This is a genomic window from Spirosoma fluminis, from assembly GCF_054778895.1.
The window spans coordinates 154,148-176,128 of sequence record NZ_BAAGZD010000011.1 but is presented as its reverse complement, the minus strand read 5'-3'; the positions used below and the strand labels follow the sequence as shown (position 1 = coordinate 176,128).

Genomic DNA, 21,981 nt, shown 5'->3' with positions numbered 1-21,981 from the left:
TACCCATAAACCGTAACATGAAAAAGTACTTATTACTCTGGCTGCTCACCCTGATCGGGCTGAGTGGCCCCGCGCAGAACCTGAAGATTCAGAAAGCGAAGCGCGTCTATCTGGGTACGCTCCAAAAAGGGAGAGCCACCCGCAACATGGATTTATACCCGGACAATAGTTTGGGTAAAGCCGCGTTTTTCGATGCCCTCAATGCCGGCTGTATTTCGATCACGCTCAATACGGGCGTGGAGATCGTCGCTAACTGTAGCTCGTCGACGGCGGTGTCGAACATGCTGTCTGCCCGCTATACGTATAGTCCGGGCGTTCAGTCGCTCGACGTGGAAGCGGCTCCCGCTGGCGGCTCCGCACTCACCATGAAAGTGGAACGGGTGGATGGAGTGCCCCTGGCTATGCAGTCATCCGGCAATCAGCAGCTGACATCGGGTACGTATTACATACCTGGGCCGCTTTCCAATCAAGGAAGCTATACCCAGGAGTGGAGTTTTCGCAAAACCGATGCAGCCGGTAGTGGTATACCGGCTACGCCTATTCGCCTGACCTGGAAACGCACCAGCGACAGTCAGACGTTTAGCCACGTCTTTACGCCCACCTCTGCAACCCGACAGCAGATCGTTCAGGTTAGTGGCAATACCGATCCGCCCATCAGTGGTACCACCGGACAGCCACCTTCGTACACCGGTACCCAGAGCCTGAACTTTGCCGCCTATTCTGATCAGGGCTGGCCTCAGTCGGTCGGCATGAAATACATTGAAAACGATCAGATCAAGGTCGGTTTCATCCGGGGTGGGGCCGTGATCGGCTACGCAGCTCTCAAAAACGGGCCGCACGCTGGCCGCAACCTGGTCAACAATTTCCAGATCTACTGGGAGGATGACCCGAGCGATTATCGGTATAAGACCATCACGCCGGATTTGGGCCGCCAGATCATGTTCGGGTCGGATTATGGCACGCCTGGTCCTGAGCCGAATGGCTACACCCAGAACGGCAAAAACACCAAGCAGGGCTACAAAGGCCACGTGTTCAATACGGGCTATAATGTGGTGCAGGGAGGTTCCCTGTTCCCGGCTCTGGATGAATCACTGATCCTGAAATCCGCTGTTATCAACGACAGCCGGGGCCAGGTCTTCTGTGGCCAGATCCGCGCGCGGATCTGGGGGCTAAAAGGCGAGTCAGGCAACATTGTCTTAGATCAGGAGGTGTGGCTGAATGGTACGGCCATCTGTTACAAGGTTCGCCATAACGTTGAACCCCGCCCAGGCAACGCTGATCAGCCGCTGTATTATGCCATCGAGCAGGAAAACCCCTGCATGTATATCCTGGCGCCGTTCACTACCCACTATACAAAGTTGGGCGGGCAGCTGGTTAACCGCTATCCCGGTGGAAATCCGTCGGCCGGTCCACAGTTCTCCAACACCGTGTATTCGGACGAGTGCTGGGTTGGTGGCTATGAGGGGCCGAATGGCATTGGTTTAACCTGGTACTCACCGATGAACTCAGCCATCCGGACGGGCCAGATGACGGGTACCGTTGGAGCCTGGAACGACAACGCCACCAGCTATATCAACAGCGCTTACCGATTCAATTATGATAATCCGGGTGCGTATGATGACTATGGCTATATCATCTTAGGCTCGAACGTCGAGGCCCTGACCAAGATCGCGCAGTTGCCTGGCATTGACCAATCGTTCGACTTCGATTTCACCCAGGATAACCATAGGTGGTGGAACCTGAATAGCCGAATGATCAAGGGGAGTGGCAACTGGAGCGTCTACATCGGCGAGCTGAATCAGGATGGTGGTACGTTCGGCGAGTTTCAATCTCCGCCCCGTGCGTGGCAGGCTGGCGGTATCCAGACCATCCAGTTTGATATGGCCGTCGAGAACTGCTCGGGTCTCTGGCTGGAGTGGAGAAAGCCCGGTGATGTCAACGACAACAACCTGCGCTTCAAGAAATTCCTGCCCCTCCAGGGCGATGGCGTTCGGCGTACCTACACCATCAGCACCAGCGATCCGAATTTTTCGGGCATCATCTCGCAGATTGGACTGAAAGCGATCATGTCGGCTGAAGCGAACGGCAACCCCGTTACGCCCACGAATGCGAAGCTCACCGTGTATAGAATCCGCAAAATCTAATGGCTGACGCACGTAAAATACCGCTTGTGGGTGGACCAGCCGGAATCGACCTGGTGTCGATTCCGGAACTGGCTCGACTGGTCGCGGCCGAGATTGCCCGGCAGGCTCAACCTACCCCGGTTGAACCTGCACCTATTGAGCAAGCGCCCATCGAACCAGTACCGGTTGTGGTGCCGCCAGTTCCCACCGACCCTATCCCTGAAACGCCCACCGACGAAACAACACCCTGGATGGAAGATCAGCACATGGACGAAACTCCGGTGATCGATGCTGCACCGGCACCCACCGTGCCTGGTAGGCTGATTGAGGTTGAGCCTGTTTCGACCTTCAGCGAGGAACCGTTCGGCTATAACCGGTTACAGATCGAGCATCCTGCCTACGAAGATGAGTGGCAGATGAAAGAGTCTGAAATCGCGGTCGAGAATGCGCCGGGTTTCCCGGATGAAACGCCTGAGCTATTGTTTCGCCACGGCCGTACGCAGGTCGATGCGAAGATGTTCTACGGCGATGGCGGCCGGGCGTCGTGGGGGTTGCCGACTAAAAACCAGTCGCTATTCTTCGAGTACTCGGGTGGTGACTTCGAGCCCTACCGCTCACCATTCGACGTGCTGACGACGGACATTCACCAGATTGGTCTAAACCTGAAAAACGTCCGGCTGCCTCGCTGGAACAACAACGAAGGCGATGGCCTCATCGATGGGGTGGCTACCGTACGCGAAGCCCACTTAAACCTGGAGTATGCCTGGCTAACGCTCGATGACTGGAACCGCTGGAGTTATGCCCAGCGCCAAACGTTGTTCTTTAACTACGTAGCAGGCCGCACGGAAACACTCCAGCAGTGCTTCGATCGGGAGGGGCTGAATGGGCTTTCGGAAGCGCTGCACCAGAAATGGAGAAATATTATCGGGCTGGCTATTCTGATCATCAACCGCATTTGCCCTGGTGTCAACGCTTATTACGGGGATCATTCCGGAATAGCGCCCATCCATTCCATCAAGGACTTTTCGGGTAACTACAGTCTGTCGGATCTCTTCAGCTCCTCGGTCAATGATGCCAGCCGGTTTCCGCAGGCGAATGAATATTTGAACGCGGGACGTGTAACTCTCGACGGTGAAGTCTTCGACGTATCGGGTAATCTGCGGGCGCTCTCGAAGGTAGCCCACTGCTACAATTACGAGGATTACGTGATGATGCGGTGGCCCGATTATGGGGACTATCAGCAGGCTACCGGCGACATTCATGCCTGGCACGATAAGCTGGTGCCGAACCTGCACCGGCCGTATGACATCTGCCTGCATGCCGAACTAACCCAGTACGTAAAGCTGAAGAAGAATTGGCCGGATTTCCGCACGTACTGGCAGACCGAGCCGATCTACGAAAGCTCAATCGTGTTTCCCGACAAGAACTGGGAGCGGGTTGGAGCCTGGGTGCCCTGGACGAATAATACCTGCAAAATACCACTGCATCCGGAAGTTTCTCGTGGCCTGGTATTCAACGCCCGGCTTCACCTCGACGGCCTGTTTGTGTGGGGAAAAAACCGCCGACAGTACCTCGAAAAAGGTCAATCGGAAAACTCCCATCCGCAGCTGCATCAGGTTGGCCGGGAAGGGATTCAGATTGCCCTCGACCAGATCAACCAGGTGCGGGCCTTCACGCCAGATACGCAGATTCTGACGGGTTCGATACAGATCAAAAACGACGATCGCAACGAGTGGTTCGCCGGTGATGCCGCCAGTCTGCTGCGTCGCAATGGGTCGGCCGATAAAGCGGTGCCCCTGGTAACAGGTGTGTACAATCCTAAAAAACGGCTGGAGGTATACAGCGTCTACGCGCTCAACCCGGATCGCTACACATCCCGGATTGTGCCATTTCTATCGCCCATCGATGGGGCGGAGCTGAGGGCTGAGGCCAGAGGCTGGGGGCCAACGCTCTACGCTCGCCGTGGCGCTCAATTAATTAACCTATAATCTAAAACCTAACCTTTTTTCTTAAATAAATATGGCCAGAATCACCAACGACCAGGGCATAACGCTTGATCTGTTACCCGGACAAAATCTGGTGACTGAACAGGCTGTGCCCTGGCTGGCCGATGACGAACTACCCGCCGAGTACTCCTACCCCATCGACGCCCCGCTCAATGATAACAACAAGCGGTTCGTGCAATTCGGCTACCGGCCGGATGCCGCTATTCCACGGTACAGCTTGCCGGTGATGGTGGAACTGGAAGGAGTCGCTTACCGGCGCTGCACCTTTGTGTACCGGGTCTCCGGAGGCAAACTGAATGGGTACCTCAAGATCGATAGCGCGGAGGTTTACGATAAAATCAGAAAGTTAACCTTGCTGGAAGCGCTGCCCGACGTCATCAGCCTGGGCGATGGTATTGTGAGTGGTACGCAAACCACCCTGGCGACGCGCATGGGCCAGATTGTCAACATGCCCCCCGGTGAGTTTCCCTGTACGTTTTTCCCGATTCGTAATGAGGGCTTTTTAGAAGATAACTTCGATTCGAATAAACTGGTCGGCTTTGTGCGCCAGAGTTTCGTCAATGTGTGGTCGTCGACGGGTTTCAAAACCGATACGGCTACGCAGTCAGGCTTTTTAGTAGTCCCTCAATTTTACCTCAGCTGGGTATTGAGTCGCATTATGGCCCTGGCGGGCTATCAGATTGAATCGGACTGGTTAGCCGATCCGGAAGTGCAGCGCCTGGTCGTCGTGAATATGACGGCCATGAACGTACAGACCGGTACCAGCATCCTGACCAATCCGACATTGGTGTTCGGGCATAAGGTGACGGCCGGTATGCACCTGCCGGATATGAGTGTAAGTGAGTTTCTTAAGGCCATAAAAGGCCGATTCGGACTCAGCATTACGTTCAACGCCAATAGTCGGATATGTTACATCAAACAGTTCCGGAAGGCTGTACAGGATCAGACCCCGGTTGATCTTACCCAATACCAGAACGGAGAGTATGGTACCGAGCAGCCAGATGGCCGCGGCTACACGGTGGCCGAAGCGCTCGACGAGACTGACGAGTTAAACAAAAATGCCAAAGGTGAACTGCTGAAGCCCAACCAGGCGGTGATTGGTATTGGTGAGCAACTTGTGCAGTTGAAGTGCGGCACCTGCCAGATGGCCTACGAAACCTCTCCCCTGACAGGTAAAGGAAAATGGTTTGTGCCGACAGTTCGCCAGCCGGGCAACATCATTGATTCGTCGTATTCGGTGTCGGCTAATTACCTCGACGAAAAAGGAAAACGACGGAATCCGATTGGTCTTAAGCTGCTTTTGTACCGGGGAATGACCACCGATTCAAAGAATCAGGGCTACCCCCTCGGCACCAACGATGTACGCGATGGCAAGCAGCAGACGGCAGGCAATATGGCCCTCACGTTCACCGGCCGCTATGGTGCCTGGCGGAATGAACTACGTGCGTACTTCTTCTTTCGAAATAATACCCAGAAGATTGTTCAGGACCTGCTGGTACCGGTCACCCTGCTCAGTCAGATGAAGCTCCACGAAAAAGTAGCCTTATCGCTGGAGGATTACATACGTCGTTCGTATCTGATCAGTAAGCTTCAGGCCGAAAGTCCGGGCATCGATGGAAAAGCGATTGTAAAGCTGGAGGTGCTGACTTTACCGTCGGGTATTGACCAGCCGGCCGACGTCGACGATCCATTTGTCTGGGTGGCCATGAGTCAGACCGAAGTGTATAGTGAAGGCCCAGTACTGCCTCCCGGCCCGGCCCGTACGTTCCAGCAAAAGGCGGTTACGTTAACCTTAACCTTTTGGACTGATTCGGGGAAGACAACGCCCTATGCCGCCAACAATCTGCCGGTAAACATCCGGGTAAAAAAGACCTTCAACCCGGGTGGTGAATATGCTCCTCAGCCGGCCTACCTCGAAACGGTAACCACATACCTGGCCAGTGGGCAAAGTATGACCCTGACAGAAGAACTGTATACCCAGCGTCGCCGGCACATTCAGCGCTTTGATTTGGGGCCGTTACTGGTCGAAGATTACGTAGCGGCTTTTCAGCTCGATCCGGGAGAGGGCTATAACATCATCAGCTAATGGCCACCTCCTACAACGACCTGGATATTAATCAGCGCATCAACCTGAAGGGATTGGTGCAGGCCTGGCAGCGAATCAGTGTCGACCGCTTTCGGGGTGATCTGAATGAAAAGCTGTATGCCCGCAAGTGGGCCAAGAAGGCGAAGAAACTCTATCGCACGTATCAGCTGCGAAACAATTGGCGGATGTCGCTATCGGGCGCTGGTGACGATGTGCGCGATGCGAACCTGAGCTTTCTGTTGTACGGCCGTTTCGTCGATATGGGAGTAGGCAACGGCGTTTCCTATGCCCTTTCGAAATACCAGAGTGTTCGCAAGAATGGCGAGCGACGTACCCGAAGACCCATCCGGTGGTACAGCAAACGCAAAAGTTACGAGCTGCACCGCCTGCGCGAGTTGCTCACCCAACATTACATAGAAATACCGCTGGAGGTGCTGGAAAATGCGCTGACCGCGAAAATTGAAGTGATGGCTTAAGCATCAGATACAGCCTCACTTACAGCATCGGGCCAAGCTAAGTCTAAGCTAGGTCTAAGCTAAAGGACAAGTCATACCCACCACTACACAAAGCAGGCTCACGGCAACCTTAACCCTCAATTGCCGTGGCAAAAACGCAAAATGAGCGGGCCGTCATTGACCTCGTGATCAATGGTCAGGCCGCTAAAATCACCCTCAAAGACATCAGCCTGGCTGTAACGAAAACGCGCAGCGAGCTGAACAAAATGAAAGAGGAGGACAATCCGGCTGCATACAAAGCCAAGCTCGCAGAAATGCATAAGCTGGTTAACGCGCAGCGGGACATGACCGCCCGAATTAATGATACCAGTACGGCCTGGGGCCGCTTCAAAAAAGAGATGGCCACCGTTACCATGGGCGTCGTGGGCGGCAACGTCATTACGTTCATGCTGCAACAGCTGGTGGCCCTGATTCCCTCAACCATCGAACGGACGATGAAGCTGAAGGATGCCTTCGCGGACATCGAAAAAGCAACTGGTCTTAGCTCAGAAGGCGTAAAGGCGCTCAACAAGGAGTTAAAAAATATCGACACCCGGACCTCAAATTCCGAGCTTCGCAACATTGCCATCGCGGGTGGTCAGTTGGGGGTTGCCAATGATCAGCTGGTCGATTTCGTCAAAAACGTAGATATGGCCGTCGTTGCCCTGGGTGACGAGTTCACCGGTGGCGTCGAAGAGGTAGCCAAAACGCTCGGCGGTATTGGTAAGCTGTTCGATGAAACTCGGGATAACACCGCTGGCGATAACATTAAGGCGATTGGCTCGGCCATCAATGAATTAGGAGCCGCCGGATCGGCCACGGGTCCGGTCGTCGCTGAATTTACCACACGTATGGGGCAGCTGGGTGGTCTAGCACCGAAGCTGGCTGAAACGATGGGCCTGGGCGCTGCCATGCAGGAGCTGGGGCTGTCGGCCGAGATTGCCGCTTCGGGTCTATCCGGTTTGATGTTAACCGCGGCTAACCGCTCTGATCTGTTCGCTCAGCATTTGGGCATGAGTAAAAAGGCGGTCGAGGATCTGATCAACACCGACCCCAATAAATTCCTGATGACGCTCGCCAAATCCTTCGCCGGACTAAGCAGCACGCAGGTTGCCCAGCGCCTGAAGGAGCTGAAGGTTGAATCGCAGGAATCCATCAAAGTGATGAGTCTGCTGGCCGATCAGACCGACTTTGTTGCTCAAAAGCAAAAGCTGGCCGCCAAAGCGTTGGCCGAAAAAACCAGTCTTCAGGAAGAATATAACAAGAAGAACCACCAGTTGGCCCGTGACCTGAAAGCGCTCAATGAGTGGTTCAATAATCTGTTCACGAGTGAAGGCGTTCAGATGTTTTTAATGGATGCCCTGCATGGTGCCGTCGAGTTTATCAAGGTGCTGAAAGATGTTGGCAGCTGGCTGAACAAAACAAAGGACTACTTCTATATAGCCGCTATGGCGACGGCTGCCTACTACGCGTCGACGATGAAGGCCACGGCCTCGACCATCGCCAACACGGTAGCCGAATTAGCTCGCAAAGCAGCCTATGAACTTGGGTTTCGCTGGCTCGTCATTACCGAAGCAGCTACGAAAGCGTATGCCCTGGCCACTGGCGTATTGACCGGGCAGATTTCGTTGCAAACGGCCGTCGTCACCGTGGCCCGTACCGCTTGGTCAGCCTTCTCCGCGGTCTTGCTTTTAAACCCGATCGGCCTGGTCATAACCGCCCTGGCGGGTCTGGTGGCGGGCATTAAATACTTTTCCGATAACAGTGAACGGGCGCTGGACATCGAGCGCAAAAAGCAGCGTATTCAACGGCAAAGCATTCTGAACACGGAACTGAGTGCGAAAGCGCTGAAGGATCTGAATGAAAAGGTTGCCGGTTTCAATGAGCTATCGGTAAAAGAGCAGGAAAACATTCGTCGTACGATTGTGCTCAAACAACAGGAAGCCCGGGCACGCCTGGCCACTGCCCTGGCACGGGCGCGGGAGGTAGCCCGCGAAAATGCGGAGCCTTCGTTCTGGCAGGGTGTCAAGCAGGGCGCGGGCAATCTGGTAACTGGGAAGTGGGGTACTCTACTAGATAGTAAGGCGCTAGAGCAACAACGTAAGCAGATCGCCGAAGAAAATAAAGCAGCAGCCTACGAGGAAGCGAAACGGCTGGCGAATGTCGAGCAGTTGAAGGCTGATCTGGAGAAATTCGATGATCTGTTGGCCCAGACTAACCCCAAAACGGCATCGACCAAAACTGGCGGTACGTTAAACGAAGTCAAAGATCCAGACAAAAAAGGCAAGAAGGATAAGAAAACGGATGCCGAAAAAGAAGCGGAAGAATTAGAGAAAATGCTGGCTGACTCGCGCGAGCGAATTATGCAGGGCGAGAAAACCCAGTACGAAAATGAGGTGGCTGCTTTTGCCGAGAAGTACACCCGTATGTACGATCTGGCAAAAGACAACCAGGCTAAGATTGATGAAATCAAACGGCTCAGCTTACTGGAATTTGCCGAAATCGACAAACGTCGTCTGGAGCAGGATCGGTTACTGGAGAAGAAAAAACTTGAGCAGTCGCTCAAGGATCAGGACATCGACCTTCAGGCCTATCGGCAGGGAGAACTGGATAAACTACGTATCGATAAAGCGGCTGGCAGAATTACCGATACCCAGTTTGAAGGCCGATCGCTGGAGGCCGAAATGAAGTATTTGCTTGCCAAAAAAGCGATTCACAAAAAGTTTTATGATGACGTCGATGCGCTGGGCATTCAGTCGGAGGAAAAACGACTCGAAATCAGTAAGCAAAAAGCAGAGGATGAAGCGGAACTCGAAAAGCAAATTACCGAGAACCTAACCCAGCAGATTGAAGTCCGCATCCAGAAGTCGGATGAGTTTACGGCCAAAAGCATTGCAAACGAAAAGCGTCGCAAGGAAGCTACCAAACAATTGATCGAAGAGGTTCTGGCCATGATGATGATCAACTGGGAGGAGCAGTTGAAAGGGCTCAAAGAGTTCTGGCAGAAATCATCGACGATCCAGAAGGCCGCTTTCGTGGCCAGTAAAGCAATGGCTGTAGCTGAAGCCACTGTTGCCTATGCCAGAACGCTGATGAATATTCTGGCCAACACGCCTAACCCGTGGGCGGCCGTTGGATACTCAACGTTGGCTACTGGTACGTATGCGACTGTACTCAGTAAGATTGCTTCCGCCAACTATGCTGCACCGGCATTTGCGGACGGTGGATTCAGTAACCCGGAGGGCTTCACGAAGGGGCCAACCATGTACAGCGGCTCCACCGGGCCGTTCCTGGCAGGTGAACGCGGTACCGAGTTTATTATCAATAACCGGGCGCTTCAAAATCCTGTAATTGCCGATTTCGCCCGGATGATGGATGCCATGCAGCGGTCAGGTAATTACAGTATGCTTTCACAAGGGCTGGCCTCAGCCTCCAGCGAATCCATTAGCCCACTGGGTCTTGGTTCGGGTACCCGGCAAGCCAGTGGACTCAGCGATCAGGCGATCACGATGCTGGTGCGCGAACAGCAGCTGACGCGTCAAAAGCTGGAGGAAGTAGCCAAACGGCCAATCGTGCAGAATTATCGGCTACTGGAGGAATATCAGGACCAGGTTCAGCAGATTCGTCAGGAAAACACCCTATAATTATTGGATGTCGCGGAAAGGTTTCTTAACTAAATAACCGGCCTGATCGTGTAAAATATTTATGAGCTAGCTCTAACGGGGCTAGCTCATATTACTTAACGGTAGTAAGGCTGAATATTTAATCCGAGTAGTTTAGCGGTTTACATTAACGATACAATATGTATAAACTGTTACGCATCTTAAGTTTAGTTTTTATCCTGAGCAGCTGCTCCAAACGCGAATACTATTACCTGGCAGAAGCACCGGCAGATTTGCATCAAATGTCGTCAGGGCAGAGCTTGATTATTGGCGATGTAGAAGCTGGAGACACCTTAATTAGTCGGTCAAAACTCCGCAAACCAGATGGCCGATTTGTAAGGGTAAAGCATCGAGCGGGCAATGGCTGGGTCCGATATACTGGCCAAACCTATCTGTTTTCGGCTCTCTATGATTCACCTGGTTCTTCCTCTTATTACGGTTCCTCTTCAAGTCTTTCGGACCTGGATATGAGCAGGCCCGTACATGTACGGGCTCATACGCGACACACCAAATCGGGCAAAACCGTGCAGGTACGGGCTCATACAAGGAGTCTTCCCGGTAGTCGTAGTTCAGGATCGTCGGGCAGGAGTTACAGAAGTTCCGGATCAAGTTATCGAAGCGGAAGTTATCGAGGACGACATTAGAAAGAAAAGCCGGGCATCGCTACCCGGCTTTTCTCATGTTACTAAACGGTAGGTATGAGCAACTGGAAATAGCCGTAGTTTCGTGGTTCACCTTATACCGGAATTTATGACCAAACTTCTCTTGTTTTCTTTTGCCTTAATCCTCACCAGCTGTGCAACGTACCAGGCCCGGGTCAGTAACCGGGAAGATCCATTTACAGGCGCTCGTACCCGTGTAATGACCGTTACCGAATCCGATAACTCAATCTTACTGCGGGAACTAGCGGCCTACTCCAGCACGGGCGTATATCGACCAACCCGGCCAAGCGTAGACATCAATCATATTCTGACGATGATCGTCAGCACGGCCGATACAACCTTAACGTATATCCGGGTATTGCCGGAAAAAGCGTACGACGTACCCGTTGAAAGTCAGTTAATGATTCGGTTCTATGACCGCAAACGAACCGAGGGTGGCGTACTGAGCTTGCCGTTGGTGCGAGCCTATCATACGATCGGTGGCTCGCTGATCGTAGCTGCCCGCGTCGATAAGCAGGCGCTGACTGCACTCAGATCGGGTGTGGCGGATATTATCCGGGTGGAACGAGTCAGTACAAATGAGTCGGATTATCTGTCCAACGATTGGCCTACCGTTTTAGAGTACGCACGAGAGTTCAGAAAAGGCGTTGAGATGCTGTTCCCAGACGATGAACCAACCCCGCCCGTTCGTCGTCGACGTTAATCAAACTTAATCATGAACAGTGAAACCAAGCATCATGACCAGGTACTGGATGAATTCCGGAAGGAATCAGACCGGGCCATCCAGCTATCCCGCGAAGCCGGTCAAACTGTAGACCTCTCGGAGTGGCTGACAATTAAGCGGTACGCTCAGCGCTATAACGTATCCATGAACGTAGTATCCAACTGGATTGCACGCGGGATCATTCCCGCCGATTGTGTACTGGATCTACCTGAGCTCAATGACCTGAGATTGGTGAAAAACCAGCCGTATAAATAGGCAGGATATTTGTGAAGAATGCTTTCTATAGAGCCCATCCATTCTGTGGATGGGCTTTTTTAGTAGCTTTGTCCCGCTAAGTTCATGTAATATTCCAAGGGGTCTGCACCGCCATCCGGAGGGCGGTGCTGTACCCCCGTTCCTATACTGTAATAGTATAGGTAGTTTCTACCCCTTGGGCATGGACTTAGCAGCGGGTCAGGCAGCACCGCCATCCGTCTGCCGGTAGCACACTTCCCATGCCCAGATTGACCACCGCCCAAAAGCAAAAGCGCCGGATCGAGCAGCTGGAGAAAACACGTATCGTCGTTCAAAGTAAGATAGCTGTGTTGACCCAATCGCTGGACAGCATCGAAGCGGAGCTGAAGGAACTCACCTCAGCGAAATAGCAAGATTTTTTAGAGATTAGAATCTATAGTAAAGGTTTCAGGTGAAATCTTTACCAGTATAGCTATTCTGTAAGGGATGGGGTGTCAATTCCGGTCGAGTAAACTTTCTGGCATTAACGTTTACTTGGATATTTTCATATATTGGAGCTTCATTGCAAACTTCGGTTTGTAAATGGTGTGGATAGAATTGGAAAGCCTGGAGCAGCTGCTACCAGGTTTTTTTTGTGTACATCAAAACGGTCGCCTTTGTTTAGCTTTCTAAAAATACAGCTGTAATACACGTTGCTCAATGGTGTACACAACCACACAGGATAGATTGTAATAGGTATTGTCAACCCGAATAAACTGGCTACCAAATAATCCCCAGTCTACCGTATGGTTTTCTAATCGTTTCAACTTGTGATTATATACAGCGACTGCAAGAATTCTGGGCCATTCAACATGTTGATGAATGTCAATAGTCATCTGCTCGTTCGAAGTATTCATATAGTTTCCAATGTTGATGTATTAGAACGTACTCCGTTTGCATGTAGACGGATTCCTTTGATCAGAAATAGTGGGCCAACAGCACCGTTTCAATCGATCGACACCCACAGCCATCAACAGACTTTTTGTGTTCATTAAAACGAGTGATATGCTGAACACACCGGATAGTAAAATGGACTGGGGCTAAATGGCTTAAAGCGTGTCCAGAATACCTGTTCAGGATTGCTTGTTCACTATATTTGGTTTTAACCCCTTTACCTGAACACATGGAGCAATACTTACCCCAACGAATCCATGAGGAAACCTGCCTGATGCTGCTTAGCAAACTGGACGGCATGCGACAGGAGATCGATGCCAACCCTCCCATTAATGCTGATGAAATGTATGAACACCTGGACCTGGTTACCGGCATGGTTCAATTTAATCTGGATAGGATCAGAAACGATAAAGCTTAAGCATGAAAATAGGATACGCACGCGTTTCGACGATTGATCAGCACGTAGACCTTCAGCTCAACGCCCTGCGCGAAGCGGGCTGTGGGCTGATCTTTCAGGAGAAGGTGAGCGGGGCCAGTACGCAGCGCCCTGAACTAAACCGGATGCTGGAGCAACTCCGCCCTGGCGATGAGGTGGTGGTCTGGAAACTGGATCGGCTGGGCCGGTCGCTGTCGCACCTGGTGGAGTTGGTGAATGGCTTTGAGCAGCGTAAGGTTACGTTTTCCTCCCTACATGAGCACATCGACACCAGCACACCCTCCGGCAAGCTGCAATACCATATCTTTTGCAGCCTGGCCGAATACGAGCGGTCGCTGATCCGGGAGCGGACACTGGCAGGGTTAGCTGCGGCTAAGCTTAGGGGTAAGACCGGGGGTAAACCGAAGGGGCTAAGCGATGAGGCTCAAAAAACAGCCAGGGTCGTCGAGTCACTCCACCGCGAAGGGTATGCCATTAAGCAGATTAGTCAGCAGTTAAATCTTTCTCGAACTACGGTATATAAATATCTAGAAGAGAGAGGAGTGAAGATTCAGTAGTGATAAAGCCAAGTGCAGGATTGCAAACAGTAATACTTTGTTCATTGAGTGGCCAAGAATTTAGCTCCATTAGTATATCCACAAATAATAATAGCATGAAAAAGATCTATCTCTGTCTCTATTTTCTTGGGTTAACTGTTTCGCTATTTGGACAAGCGAAAACGATTTTTAATCAAGGGCAAGTGCTTCGCATAGGCGAGCGAATAGAATCACCACAGAAGTGCTTCTATTTGATTTTACAGGATGATTACAATCTGGTTCTTTACTCTTCAAGTGGCGTGGCTCTATGGGACGCAGTGTCTGCGGGAAAACCTGCTGGGGTAAAAGTTGATCGAGTAGTTATGGAAAAGTTCCTTACACTATACAATGGCAGTCAATCTGTTTGGAGATGGAACCTGAGAGGTATCCAGGGCTTTGGCTTACCTTCCTATAATGGGGTATACTTTGCTCTTCAAGACGATGGAAATGGAGTCATTTATAACGATTCGGATGAAGCTATACAAAGTACTAAGACTAATAATAAGGCATTCTGTTTGCCTCCAGCTGGGAATAAGCCATCAGAGAGCAGTAAATTGAAAGTATGGGAGGGGACAGGCCAAGGAATAATACTACGTTCTCCCAATCAAATATTTAGTCTCCACTTGGCGAGCACTGAACTTATATTGCTCGAACACAATAACGTTGCTTGGCGGCAAAGCTTTAGTCGAGGGGTATCAGAATACAACCATAACCAAAACGACCCAATCAGATGCCTAATGCAGCCCGACGGGAACTTTGTGATATATGGCTCAAAAAGAAGTGCGTGGTCGTCCCGCACAAACGGGACAGGCGCTACTGTGTTACAACTAAACGATGACGGAACTTTAGCACTTTATCAGAGCAATGGGAGAAGCGTAAATGTATTGCGAAGTCCACCCCCGCCCCCAGATCCCCCAGTAACCGAAACACCGCCACCGCCACCTAGAGAAACGATTTGTTATAGCCTTGTAGAGCAACAAAAATTTTATCAAAAACCAGGAAGTTGGGTGTTAGTTGATATGGGGTACAACTCAGCTATGTGTAATCCATTAGTAGTGCCAACACCTAATACTACATATTACAATTTTATGACATTTATGAGTATTGAAAATGTGAAAGATCCTGTAACAATTTGCTACCTTTCTAATATACCTAATGGTTGGCGGGCCGCACCAAATTCGACTGGTGCGAGTAACACTCTATGTGGAGGCATCCCCGTTAATGCGGCACCTGGCTTTATAAATATTCAGCAAATTGAGCGAATCCAGCGTTAGATAATGCGTTTAAACTCGCTTAAATAAACAATACAATTTTAGAGAGTTCCTTATCTTCAAAGTGTATGTTGAAGTAGTTAGTTTATACCTTTCAAATTTGTTTTAAAACTTAAACAGAACAGCCAGGCTCATTAACCCGGCTATTTTAATGTTAAGATGTAATTCGTATAGTTGAAGTTTTTATTTAAAATTGCCTATATGCCATGTAAGTTCATGTTACGACGCTCTTCTTCACTACCCTGCCAATAATCGTTCAATGAAATGTTCTCTTCCTTTTCAATTGACATCAAACTCAATAAGTCTATTTCTCTGGTATATAACCTTCCATCGAATCCCGGACTTCGCGGTATATTTTTAAATTTTATTTTATAATCACTACGACGAGTAATGGATTTACTGCTTCCAAAGGTTACATTGAGTTCAAGGTAGCTATCAGAATCAGTAAAGAATTTACTAAACTCACTAGATCTTAACTCAAAATCTAAGCTGCACTGTGCGCTCAAGCCATAAGTGATAATCGGTGATACTTCTTGTACAAAAACTAATGGTCCATTAAACAAGTAATTAGGCAAGTCAGTGCTACTTATAAATTTCCCCTCTGATGCCCAGATTTGCACATAAACCCCAGAATCGTTTAAATTTTTAGATTCATTGAACACTGTGACATCAAATTTAAGTTCTATGCGATGCTCATCATGATATCCTTCACCGAAAACGAACCGAAACCCAACAACGCGTAGATATCCTTTGAGCTCTGGTCTTCTAACCTGCTTAAAAAGGGCATCAATTACATAATGCGGAGCAGGCTTAGATTGGCCATCTAAACGAATAAAATACCTGTCCTCATACTGGTGCGGTTTAGATTCACTTTCTGGCACGTCAATTAGATATACAAACAGGCCATGACTAATCTTTACTTCTTTAAACTGCATCGGAGCTCCAAATGGCCTTATATTTTGTGCAACCTTACTTACAAAGTCATCCTTTGTATATCGCCTTTCAACTGGTGATAGATCACCTACACATACTTTAAGCCCATCTTTGTTTTTACTAGTAACTGGAGCTCCCCAGATTAATAAACCTCCACTTGAGTTCAGGAAAGCACAGATAGTCCTCAAAACTGCGTGCTCTTTGTGCTTAAAATCGTTTTCGCGTTGAACAAACGATTTAAACTCTAGGGTAAGCGATTCGTCACGTTCTATCGAAAAGAAGTTTTCTAAATCTTGCGGAGTTACGCCGTCAATGTCTTTACCAAAATAATCTTTTGCAAATGAGTGTGCCATATGGATAGGGTTGTAGTACAAATATAAAATATTAAACAGCCAGGCTAATTAGCCTGGCTGTTTTCGTTTACTATGCCTTTTGCTTCTTCCGCTCCTGCATCACTTTACTCTGTCGGAGTTCACTGGCCACTCGTCGCTCATCGGGTTTGCCATATACGTCGAGGCCAGAGGCTGACTTTCGGCCCAGGACTACCTTCACCGCGTCGGTAGTCAGCCCCAGCGTATTGAAGCACCAATCGGTAAAGGTCTTGCGACCGGCCTTGCTGGAGAGATCAGGATGGAAGCCCAGCTGAGCGGCTATGACCTTCAACCAATAGTTGAACTTAGCCAGGCTAATGAACGGCAGCTTTTCCCAGCCTCCGTATTTCTCAACGATTTCTTTAACCTCATCGAACTGGGGCACTTTCGTCATAACTTCCGTTTTGATACGTTCCTTCATGATCCAGACTTGCCCATCGATGCCCTTACGTAGTGCCGTCTTGTGGTGGCGGATCAGATCGCGCAGGTCATTATAGTGAAAACCGGTTCGGCATAAGATGATGAAAATATCGGCAACCTCCTGGAGCCTGTAATTGTCAAACGTATGGGCCCGCAGTTTGGCGAACTCCTCATCGGTCAGGAAAACGGGATCGTCGTATTCGATGCCTTTCAACCGGTAACCGTCGAGTGGGTTAGAATCGGTAAGTTTGTTGAGCTTCGCCCAGATCAGCACGTTCTTGATGGTTTGAGTCTGCTTGGTGATGTAGGAGTCTTTGTGCCCGATGGTACCATCGGGCAGCTTAACCTTTTTCATCCAGCTGCGATAGGCTTTAACCCACGTGAGGTCGAAGTCATCCACCAGCAGATCCAGGGCTTTCTTGTGGATGAGGAAGCTGAGCAGCTTCTTTCTGACGTTGTCGTAAACGCCCACCGTTTCTTTGGTCAGGTTGCGCTCGGGATCAGACCGGCAATCTTTCAGGTAAAGGTCGAAAGCCGCCAGGAGGCTGACCGATCCGGCGCTACCCAGATAGATGCGCTTGATCTTTGCGGCTGTGATGGGCTCCTTTTTTCGGAACAGGTCGTTGAAGATGGCCCGGAGCTGGTTGCGGATGATCACCAGCTTCTCGTTTTTGAAATAGGCATCCGGATCGGCATTCGTGATATTTTCGCCGTCCCAGTGGTTGAAGTCGATGGTCAGGCCGGTACTACCGATGTCCTGACGCTCCCCTCCTACTGAAATTCGGCAATACAACTGCGCCTTTCCCTTCTGTTTGCTCTTGTGTCTCCAGAAGGTAATTTCCATTTTGGATACATTCATTGTGCACTGCTATTTGGTGAGCAGTGCCGGACTATCCGTTTTAATCCTATGTTACTTTCTGTATACTTAGCGGCATCGATATTACTATCCGGCAGGTAAGTAACTGGTGCCACCAGCGTATTAAGGGTGCCACCACTATTGCCATCAAATAGTCAAATTGCGCTCAGTAAGCCAGAAACGGGCACAAAAAAAGCCCGATACGGCTTTGTATCGGGCACCTGGTCATTATTAATGGACTTTTGCAGAGAGGAAGGGATTCGAACCCTCGATACGGTTGCCCGCATACACACTTTCCAGGCGTGCTCCTTCAACCACTCGGACACCTCTCTAAAACAAGCGCACCAAGGTTTCCTGGTGCGCTTGTGGTCTTCGGCAGAGAGCGAGGGATTCGAACCCCCGGTACCCTTGCGAGTACTTCTGATTTCGAATCAGACCCGTTCGACCACTCCGGCAGCTCTCTTCGGCATTTGGGAGTGCAAATATGCAGGATTGCGCGTAACGACGCAACACCTACCCATAAAAAATCATCACCTATGAAGTTCCGGCAGGCTCATCTCCCCGCTTATGGGCTGGGCGAGTCCTGTTCTGAGCCGCGTAATAGCCTCAGCCTCCCGGTTACGTTCCCGGCCGAGCAACACCATGAGCTTCGTAACGGCGGCTTCGGTGGTGATGTCGGCCCCGCTCACTACACCAATCTGCTGGAGCAGTTTGCTCGTCTGATAGCGTCCCTGCGTCACCCGGCCTCCTTCGCACTGCGATACGTTGAACAAGACTACGCCCCGATCGATCGTCTCTTTAAGCGTATCCAGAAACCACCCGTCCGTCGGTGCGTTCCCGGCTCCGAACGTTTCCAGCACAATACCGCGCAGATTACGGATATTCACGATCGACTCCACTACGGGCTGCGTTATCCCCGGAAACAGCTTTAAAATCGTTACGTTCGGGTCCAGTACGGTATGGATCGTCAACGATTGCTCCGGTTGGTAGGTACGAATGAAGGGCCGATTGTAGTCGATGCTGACCCCGGCCGTTGCCAGGTGTGGGTAGTTTTCGGAAGCAAAGGCGTTGAACTGTACGCTTTCCTGCTTGGTCGACCGGTTTCCGCGCAGCAGCCGCGAGTTAAAGTACACGCACACCTCAGGCACAATCGGACGGCCATCTTCCTCGGCCGCGGCAATCTCAAGGGCAGTGATGAAATTTTCGCGGGCGTCGGTACGGGCGGCACCGATGGGTAGCTGAGCGCCGGTCAGAATAACGGGTTTATTCAGTCCCACCAGCATAAAACTCAGGGCCGAGGCCGTGTACGACATGGTGTCGGTACCGTGCAGAATCACGAAGCTATCGTACTGGTTATAATTTCTCTGAATAATTCGCGCCAGTTCTACCCACACCGCCGGTTTCATATTCGACGAATCGACAATGTCGTGCAAGGTAATGAGCGTAATTTCAAAATCGAGTCGGTGCAACTCGGGCAGGCGATCCGGCACCCGTTCGAAGTCAAACGGGATGAGCTGATCGGCCCGCTGATCATACACCATACCGAACGTACCACCGGTATAAATCACCAGAACGGACTGACGGGGGCGTTTGGGCAGAACCGGATTTATGTAGACTGTTTTATAAGACATGATACCAGAATTAAACGTCTTTGCGCCGGAATCGGTACGGGCGTTTAGCTAGTCGGGCAGCAGGTTCGCGTACAAGGCAGGCAACAGCGACAAGGCGTTAGCGGTTGTATGGCGCGCTACGTCATCAAGGCTTATTTGCTTCAGGTCTGCCACGCGCTGGGCAATAAGCCGAAGGTAAGCCGACTCATTCCGCTTCCCACGGTGGGGTACGGGAGCCAGATAAGGCGCGTCGGTTTCCAACACCAGATGCTCCAGGCCAATCGAGGGCAGAACCTTGTCCAGGCCGCCGTTTTTAAACGTACTAACGCCACCAATACCCAGCTTGAAGCCAAGTTCAATGGCTCGCTCAGCCTCGTCAAGTGTGCCGACAAAACAATGAAAAATACCGGTCAGACCCGGCAAGGCCAGCTTCTCGATCAGATCAGCGGCTTCGGCAAAGGCGTTGCGGTCGTGCCCCGAGCGCGTATGCATCGATACGGGCAACTTCTGCTCGCCAGCCCAGCGGAGCTGCGTTTCAAAGGCCATAAACTGCTGATCCACGAAGGTCATGTCCCAGTAAAAATCCAGACCAATTTCCCCCACGGCCAGGAACGCATGTCGATGTAAGGCATCTTCCACGGCAGCCAGTTCTTTGGCCACTGTTTCCGTTACGTAAGCGGGGTGCAGGCCCATCATAGGCAGGCAGCGATCGGGATACTGCTCGGCAAGAGCCATCATACCCGCCACGGTTTCCCGGGCGCAGTTAGGCATCCAGATCTGACTAATTTGGTGGGCCTCGGCCCGGCTGAGCATCGCATCCCGATCCTCGTCGAACTGAGGATCGTAGACGTGCGCATGCGTATCAATAAGTCGCATAGGGTTAAATTGTCGGCATCTGACACCCCCGGACGTACCGGGATGGCTCCCGTACCGACGGATTAGTTGTACGTTCTGCCCTTCCACTCAACCTGGTTGTTTAACCAGTAAGAAACGAGCAAAAAAGGGCCGATAATGAGCTGATACCCTTCGAAGGCGAACATATACGGCCATAACTTAGTTTGCCGAAACTTTATTAAGACACCCCAAATGCCGAGTGTTTGCCCCAGTAATTTAGGAACATAAATACCTAACGCCAGTGAAGGAGAAACCAGAGCCAGCGGAAGAATGAGGGGAATAGTCAAGTAGTTTAGGTGTAATAAAATAACCAGCCAGAGCGGTAGTTTCATGGCTCCCCGCATCCACCGTTTACGCTGGTTGATTAATTGGCGCAGGGTATCAACCGGCTCCGTATAAGCCAGCACGGATTCACTGATCAGGTTCCGAAAGCCAAACCCTTTCTGGGTGATAGCCTCAAACAAGGCGTGATCTTCAGTTATCGAAAATGGTATCGACTCGTACCCACCTATGGCGTCGTACGCCTGACGGCTTACGGCCATATTGTTTCCCATAGATGAAACCGGGACAGACAGGCGGCTTAGGGTGTGAATGACCAGAATATTATATAGCCAGTCAACAGCCTGCAACTTATCAAATGGGCGTAGGCCTCGGGTAGACGTAACACCGGTGACAATACCCATATTGGGTAAGAAATGGTAGTTCATTCCCTTAATCCAGGTAGGAAATACCTGCGTATCGGCATCGGTAAAAAACAGATACTCCCCACGGGCTTCGTGGGCCAGCTGAGCCAGTACGTTTGCTTTGCCGGTTAATGAATTAAGGGACTTGGTAATATTAAACAGCCGAAAATTCGGCTTGTCGGCAATGAACTCGGCGACAAGGTCATACGTACGATCCGTAGAATTATCGTTGCCAACCAGTACATCCATAGCCTCGGGCGGGTAATCCAGTTGGGCAACGGCCCGCAGACAGGCCAGTATGTTTGCTTCTTCGTTGCGGGCGGCAATCAGAACACTAACAACAGGCGGGCGATCAGTAGCCAGCATAAACGGGTTGAGGAATGGCACGGAATGAATAATCGCGCTCCGAAAAATGGGCTAGCATCCGGGGGAGCACGTACCGTAGGGTTGGCCAGGCTTTCAGGCTATCGTGAAAGACGACAATGGAGCCCGGTTCGGTATATTGAATGGTTTTTCGCAGGCACAGGTCGGCCGGTAATTTGGGGTCAAAATCTCCGGTCAGTACATCCCACATCACCACCGAGTAGTATTCCATCACCTGGGCAACCTGGGTCTTCTTGATACGTCCGTAGGGCGGCCGGAACAAAGCCGTGTCGATACCTAACTGCTGCTGGCATTTTTGCACATTTTCCAGATACAGTTCATCGTCCGTTTTCCAGCCGTTCAGATGATTGTAGGTATGGTTACCGACCATGTGGCCCGCTTCGAGCACCTGATAGAGCACATCCCGATGCTTGCGGATGTTATCGCCGATGCAGAAAAACGTGGCCTGAGCCGCGTATTTATCCAGTTGTTCCAGCACAAACTCCGTTACGTCCGGAATCGGGCCGTCGTCGAAGGTCAGATAAATTGTCGGTTCGGCGTCATCTTCGATCTTCCACCAAAACTCCGGGTATACCGTTCGAAGCAAAAAGTTTGACTTATGTAGAAAGAAAGACAAAGCGAGTT

At 50.9% G+C, this 21,981-nt stretch carries 17 protein-coding genes and 2 tRNA genes; 11 read left to right on the top strand and 8 right to left on the bottom strand.

What is annotated here, in order from left to right:
- Positions 1-17: 17 nt before the first annotated feature.
- The 11 genes from ACYVBJ_RS15065 to ACYVBJ_RS15015 all read left to right on the top strand — a co-directional run bounded on the left by ACYVBJ_RS15065 (position 18) and on the right by ACYVBJ_RS15015 (position 15,209).
- Positions 18-2,144, top strand: coding sequence for a hypothetical protein (locus tag ACYVBJ_RS15065; protein ID WP_460983135.1), 2,127 nt, complete (start codon positions 18-20; stop codon positions 2,142-2,144).
- A complete protein-coding gene (locus ACYVBJ_RS15060; RefSeq protein ID WP_460983134.1) occupies positions 2,144-4,111 on the top strand; it encodes a hypothetical protein in 1,968 nt (655 codons plus the stop codon). The genes ACYVBJ_RS15065 and ACYVBJ_RS15060 overlap by 1 nt, the downstream gene beginning before the upstream one ends.
- A 31-nt stretch (positions 4,112-4,142) precedes the next feature.
- Positions 4,143-6,215, top strand: a complete 2,073-nt coding sequence (locus ACYVBJ_RS15055; RefSeq protein WP_460983133.1) for a hypothetical protein — start codon at positions 4,143-4,145, stop codon at positions 6,213-6,215.
- On the top strand, positions 6,215-6,691 hold the full coding sequence (locus ACYVBJ_RS15050; protein WP_460983132.1) for a hypothetical protein: 477 nt from the start codon (positions 6,215-6,217) through the stop codon (positions 6,689-6,691). Before ACYVBJ_RS15055 ends, ACYVBJ_RS15050 begins: the two co-directional genes overlap by 1 nt.
- Before the next feature lie 125 nt (positions 6,692-6,816).
- Positions 6,817-10,353, top strand: coding sequence for a phage tail tape measure protein (locus ACYVBJ_RS15045; RefSeq protein WP_460983131.1), 3,537 nt, complete (start codon positions 6,817-6,819; stop codon positions 10,351-10,353).
- 768 nt (positions 10,354-11,121) lie between these two features.
- Positions 11,122-11,736: a hypothetical protein gene (locus ACYVBJ_RS15040; protein WP_460983130.1), complete on the top strand. Its 615-nt coding sequence runs from the start codon at positions 11,122-11,124 to the stop codon at positions 11,734-11,736.
- Positions 11,737-11,748: 12 nt separating this feature from the next.
- Positions 11,749-12,012 (top strand): hypothetical protein, encoded by a 264-nt coding sequence (locus ACYVBJ_RS15035; protein WP_460983129.1) that lies wholly within the window; start codon positions 11,749-11,751, stop codon positions 12,010-12,012.
- A gap of 239 nt (positions 12,013-12,251) precedes the next feature.
- Entirely contained in the window at positions 12,252-12,401 is a 150-nt protein-coding gene (locus tag ACYVBJ_RS15030; RefSeq protein ID WP_460983128.1) for a hypothetical protein, read from the top strand.
- Positions 12,402-13,153: 752 nt separating this feature from the next.
- Positions 13,154-13,342, top strand: a complete 189-nt coding sequence (locus ACYVBJ_RS15025) for a hypothetical protein (RefSeq protein ID WP_460983127.1) — start codon at positions 13,154-13,156, stop codon at positions 13,340-13,342.
- Between the two features lie 2 nt (positions 13,343-13,344).
- On the top strand, positions 13,345-13,917 hold the full coding sequence (locus ACYVBJ_RS15020) for a recombinase family protein (RefSeq protein ID WP_460983126.1): 573 nt from the start codon (positions 13,345-13,347) through the stop codon (positions 13,915-13,917).
- A gap of 95 nt (positions 13,918-14,012) precedes the next feature.
- Entirely contained in the window at positions 14,013-15,209 is a 1,197-nt protein-coding gene (locus ACYVBJ_RS15015) for a hypothetical protein (RefSeq protein WP_460983125.1), read from the top strand.
- A gap of 194 nt (positions 15,210-15,403) precedes the next feature.
- On the opposite strand, the gene ACYVBJ_RS15010 is transcribed toward ACYVBJ_RS15015, so the two are convergent.
- The 8 genes from ACYVBJ_RS15010 to ACYVBJ_RS14975 all read right to left on the bottom strand — a co-directional run bounded on the left by ACYVBJ_RS15010 (position 15,404) and on the right by ACYVBJ_RS14975 (position 21,973).
- On the bottom strand, positions 15,404-16,492 hold the full coding sequence (locus ACYVBJ_RS15010; protein ID WP_460983124.1) for an AlbA family DNA-binding domain-containing protein: 1,089 nt from the start codon (positions 16,490-16,492) through the stop codon (positions 15,404-15,406).
- A gap of 70 nt (positions 16,493-16,562) precedes the next feature.
- Complete coding sequence (locus ACYVBJ_RS15005; protein ID WP_460983123.1) at positions 16,563-17,789, bottom strand: phage integrase SAM-like domain-containing protein; 1,227 nt, start codon at positions 17,787-17,789, stop codon at positions 16,563-16,565.
- Positions 17,790-18,031: 242 nt separating this feature from the next.
- A tRNA-Ser gene (locus tag ACYVBJ_RS15000) sits at positions 18,032-18,118 on the bottom strand.
- A gap of 44 nt (positions 18,119-18,162) precedes the next feature.
- Positions 18,163-18,249: transfer RNA gene (locus ACYVBJ_RS14995), tRNA-Ser, on the bottom strand.
- 67 nt (positions 18,250-18,316) lie between these two features.
- Positions 18,317-19,417 (bottom strand): asparaginase, encoded by a 1,101-nt coding sequence (locus ACYVBJ_RS14990; protein WP_460983122.1) that lies wholly within the window; start codon positions 19,415-19,417, stop codon positions 18,317-18,319.
- A 48-nt stretch (positions 19,418-19,465) separates the two neighbouring features.
- A complete protein-coding gene (locus tag ACYVBJ_RS14985) occupies positions 19,466-20,272 on the bottom strand; it encodes a TatD family hydrolase (protein WP_460983121.1) in 807 nt (268 codons plus the stop codon).
- A gap of 62 nt (positions 20,273-20,334) precedes the next feature.
- Positions 20,335-21,339: a glycosyltransferase gene (locus ACYVBJ_RS14980; RefSeq protein ID WP_460983120.1), complete on the bottom strand. Its 1,005-nt coding sequence runs from the start codon at positions 21,337-21,339 to the stop codon at positions 20,335-20,337.
- Positions 21,326-21,973: a polysaccharide deacetylase family protein gene (locus tag ACYVBJ_RS14975; RefSeq protein ID WP_460983119.1), complete on the bottom strand. Its 648-nt coding sequence runs from the start codon at positions 21,971-21,973 to the stop codon at positions 21,326-21,328. Before ACYVBJ_RS14975 ends, ACYVBJ_RS14980 begins: the two co-directional genes overlap by 14 nt.
- Positions 21,974-21,981: the final 8 nt, after the last annotated feature.

What these genes read in the sequence shown, in the direction of transcription:
- ACYVBJ_RS15065 (WP_460983135.1), top strand. Translation starts at nt 18, where the DNA reads ATGAAAAAGTACTTATTACTCTGGCTGCTCACCCTGATCGGGCTGAGT.
- ACYVBJ_RS15060 (WP_460983134.1), top strand. Translation starts at nt 2,144, where the DNA reads ATGGCTGACGCACGTAAAATACCGCTTGTGGGTGGACCAGCCGGAATC.
- ACYVBJ_RS15055 (WP_460983133.1), top strand. Translation starts at nt 4,143, where the DNA reads ATGGCCAGAATCACCAACGACCAGGGCATAACGCTTGATCTGTTACCC.
- ACYVBJ_RS15050 (WP_460983132.1), top strand. Translation starts at nt 6,215, where the DNA reads ATGGCCACCTCCTACAACGACCTGGATATTAATCAGCGCATCAACCTG.
- ACYVBJ_RS15040 (WP_460983130.1), top strand. Translation starts at nt 11,122, where the DNA reads ATGACCAAACTTCTCTTGTTTTCTTTTGCCTTAATCCTCACCAGCTGT.
- ACYVBJ_RS15035 (WP_460983129.1), top strand. Translation starts at nt 11,749, where the DNA reads ATGAACAGTGAAACCAAGCATCATGACCAGGTACTGGATGAATTCCGG.
- ACYVBJ_RS15030 (WP_460983128.1), top strand. Translation starts at nt 12,252, where the DNA reads ATGCCCAGATTGACCACCGCCCAAAAGCAAAAGCGCCGGATCGAGCAG.
- ACYVBJ_RS15025 (WP_460983127.1), top strand. Translation starts at nt 13,154, where the DNA reads ATGGAGCAATACTTACCCCAACGAATCCATGAGGAAACCTGCCTGATG.
- ACYVBJ_RS15020 (WP_460983126.1), top strand. Translation starts at nt 13,345, where the DNA reads ATGAAAATAGGATACGCACGCGTTTCGACGATTGATCAGCACGTAGAC.
- ACYVBJ_RS15015 (WP_460983125.1), top strand. Translation starts at nt 14,013, where the DNA reads ATGAAAAAGATCTATCTCTGTCTCTATTTTCTTGGGTTAACTGTTTCG.
- ACYVBJ_RS15010 (WP_460983124.1), bottom strand. Translation starts at nt 16,492, where the DNA reads ATGGCACACTCATTTGCAAAAGATTATTTTGGTAAAGACATTGACGGC.
- ACYVBJ_RS15005 (WP_460983123.1), bottom strand. Translation starts at nt 17,789, where the DNA reads ATGAATGTATCCAAAATGGAAATTACCTTCTGGAGACACAAGAGCAAA.
- ACYVBJ_RS14990 (WP_460983122.1), bottom strand. Translation starts at nt 19,417, where the DNA reads ATGTCTTATAAAACAGTCTACATAAATCCGGTTCTGCCCAAACGCCCC.
- ACYVBJ_RS14985 (WP_460983121.1), bottom strand. Translation starts at nt 20,272, where the DNA reads ATGCGACTTATTGATACGCATGCGCACGTCTACGATCCTCAGTTCGAC.
- ACYVBJ_RS14980 (WP_460983120.1), bottom strand. Translation starts at nt 21,339, where the DNA reads ATGCTGGCTACTGATCGCCCGCCTGTTGTTAGTGTTCTGATTGCCGCC.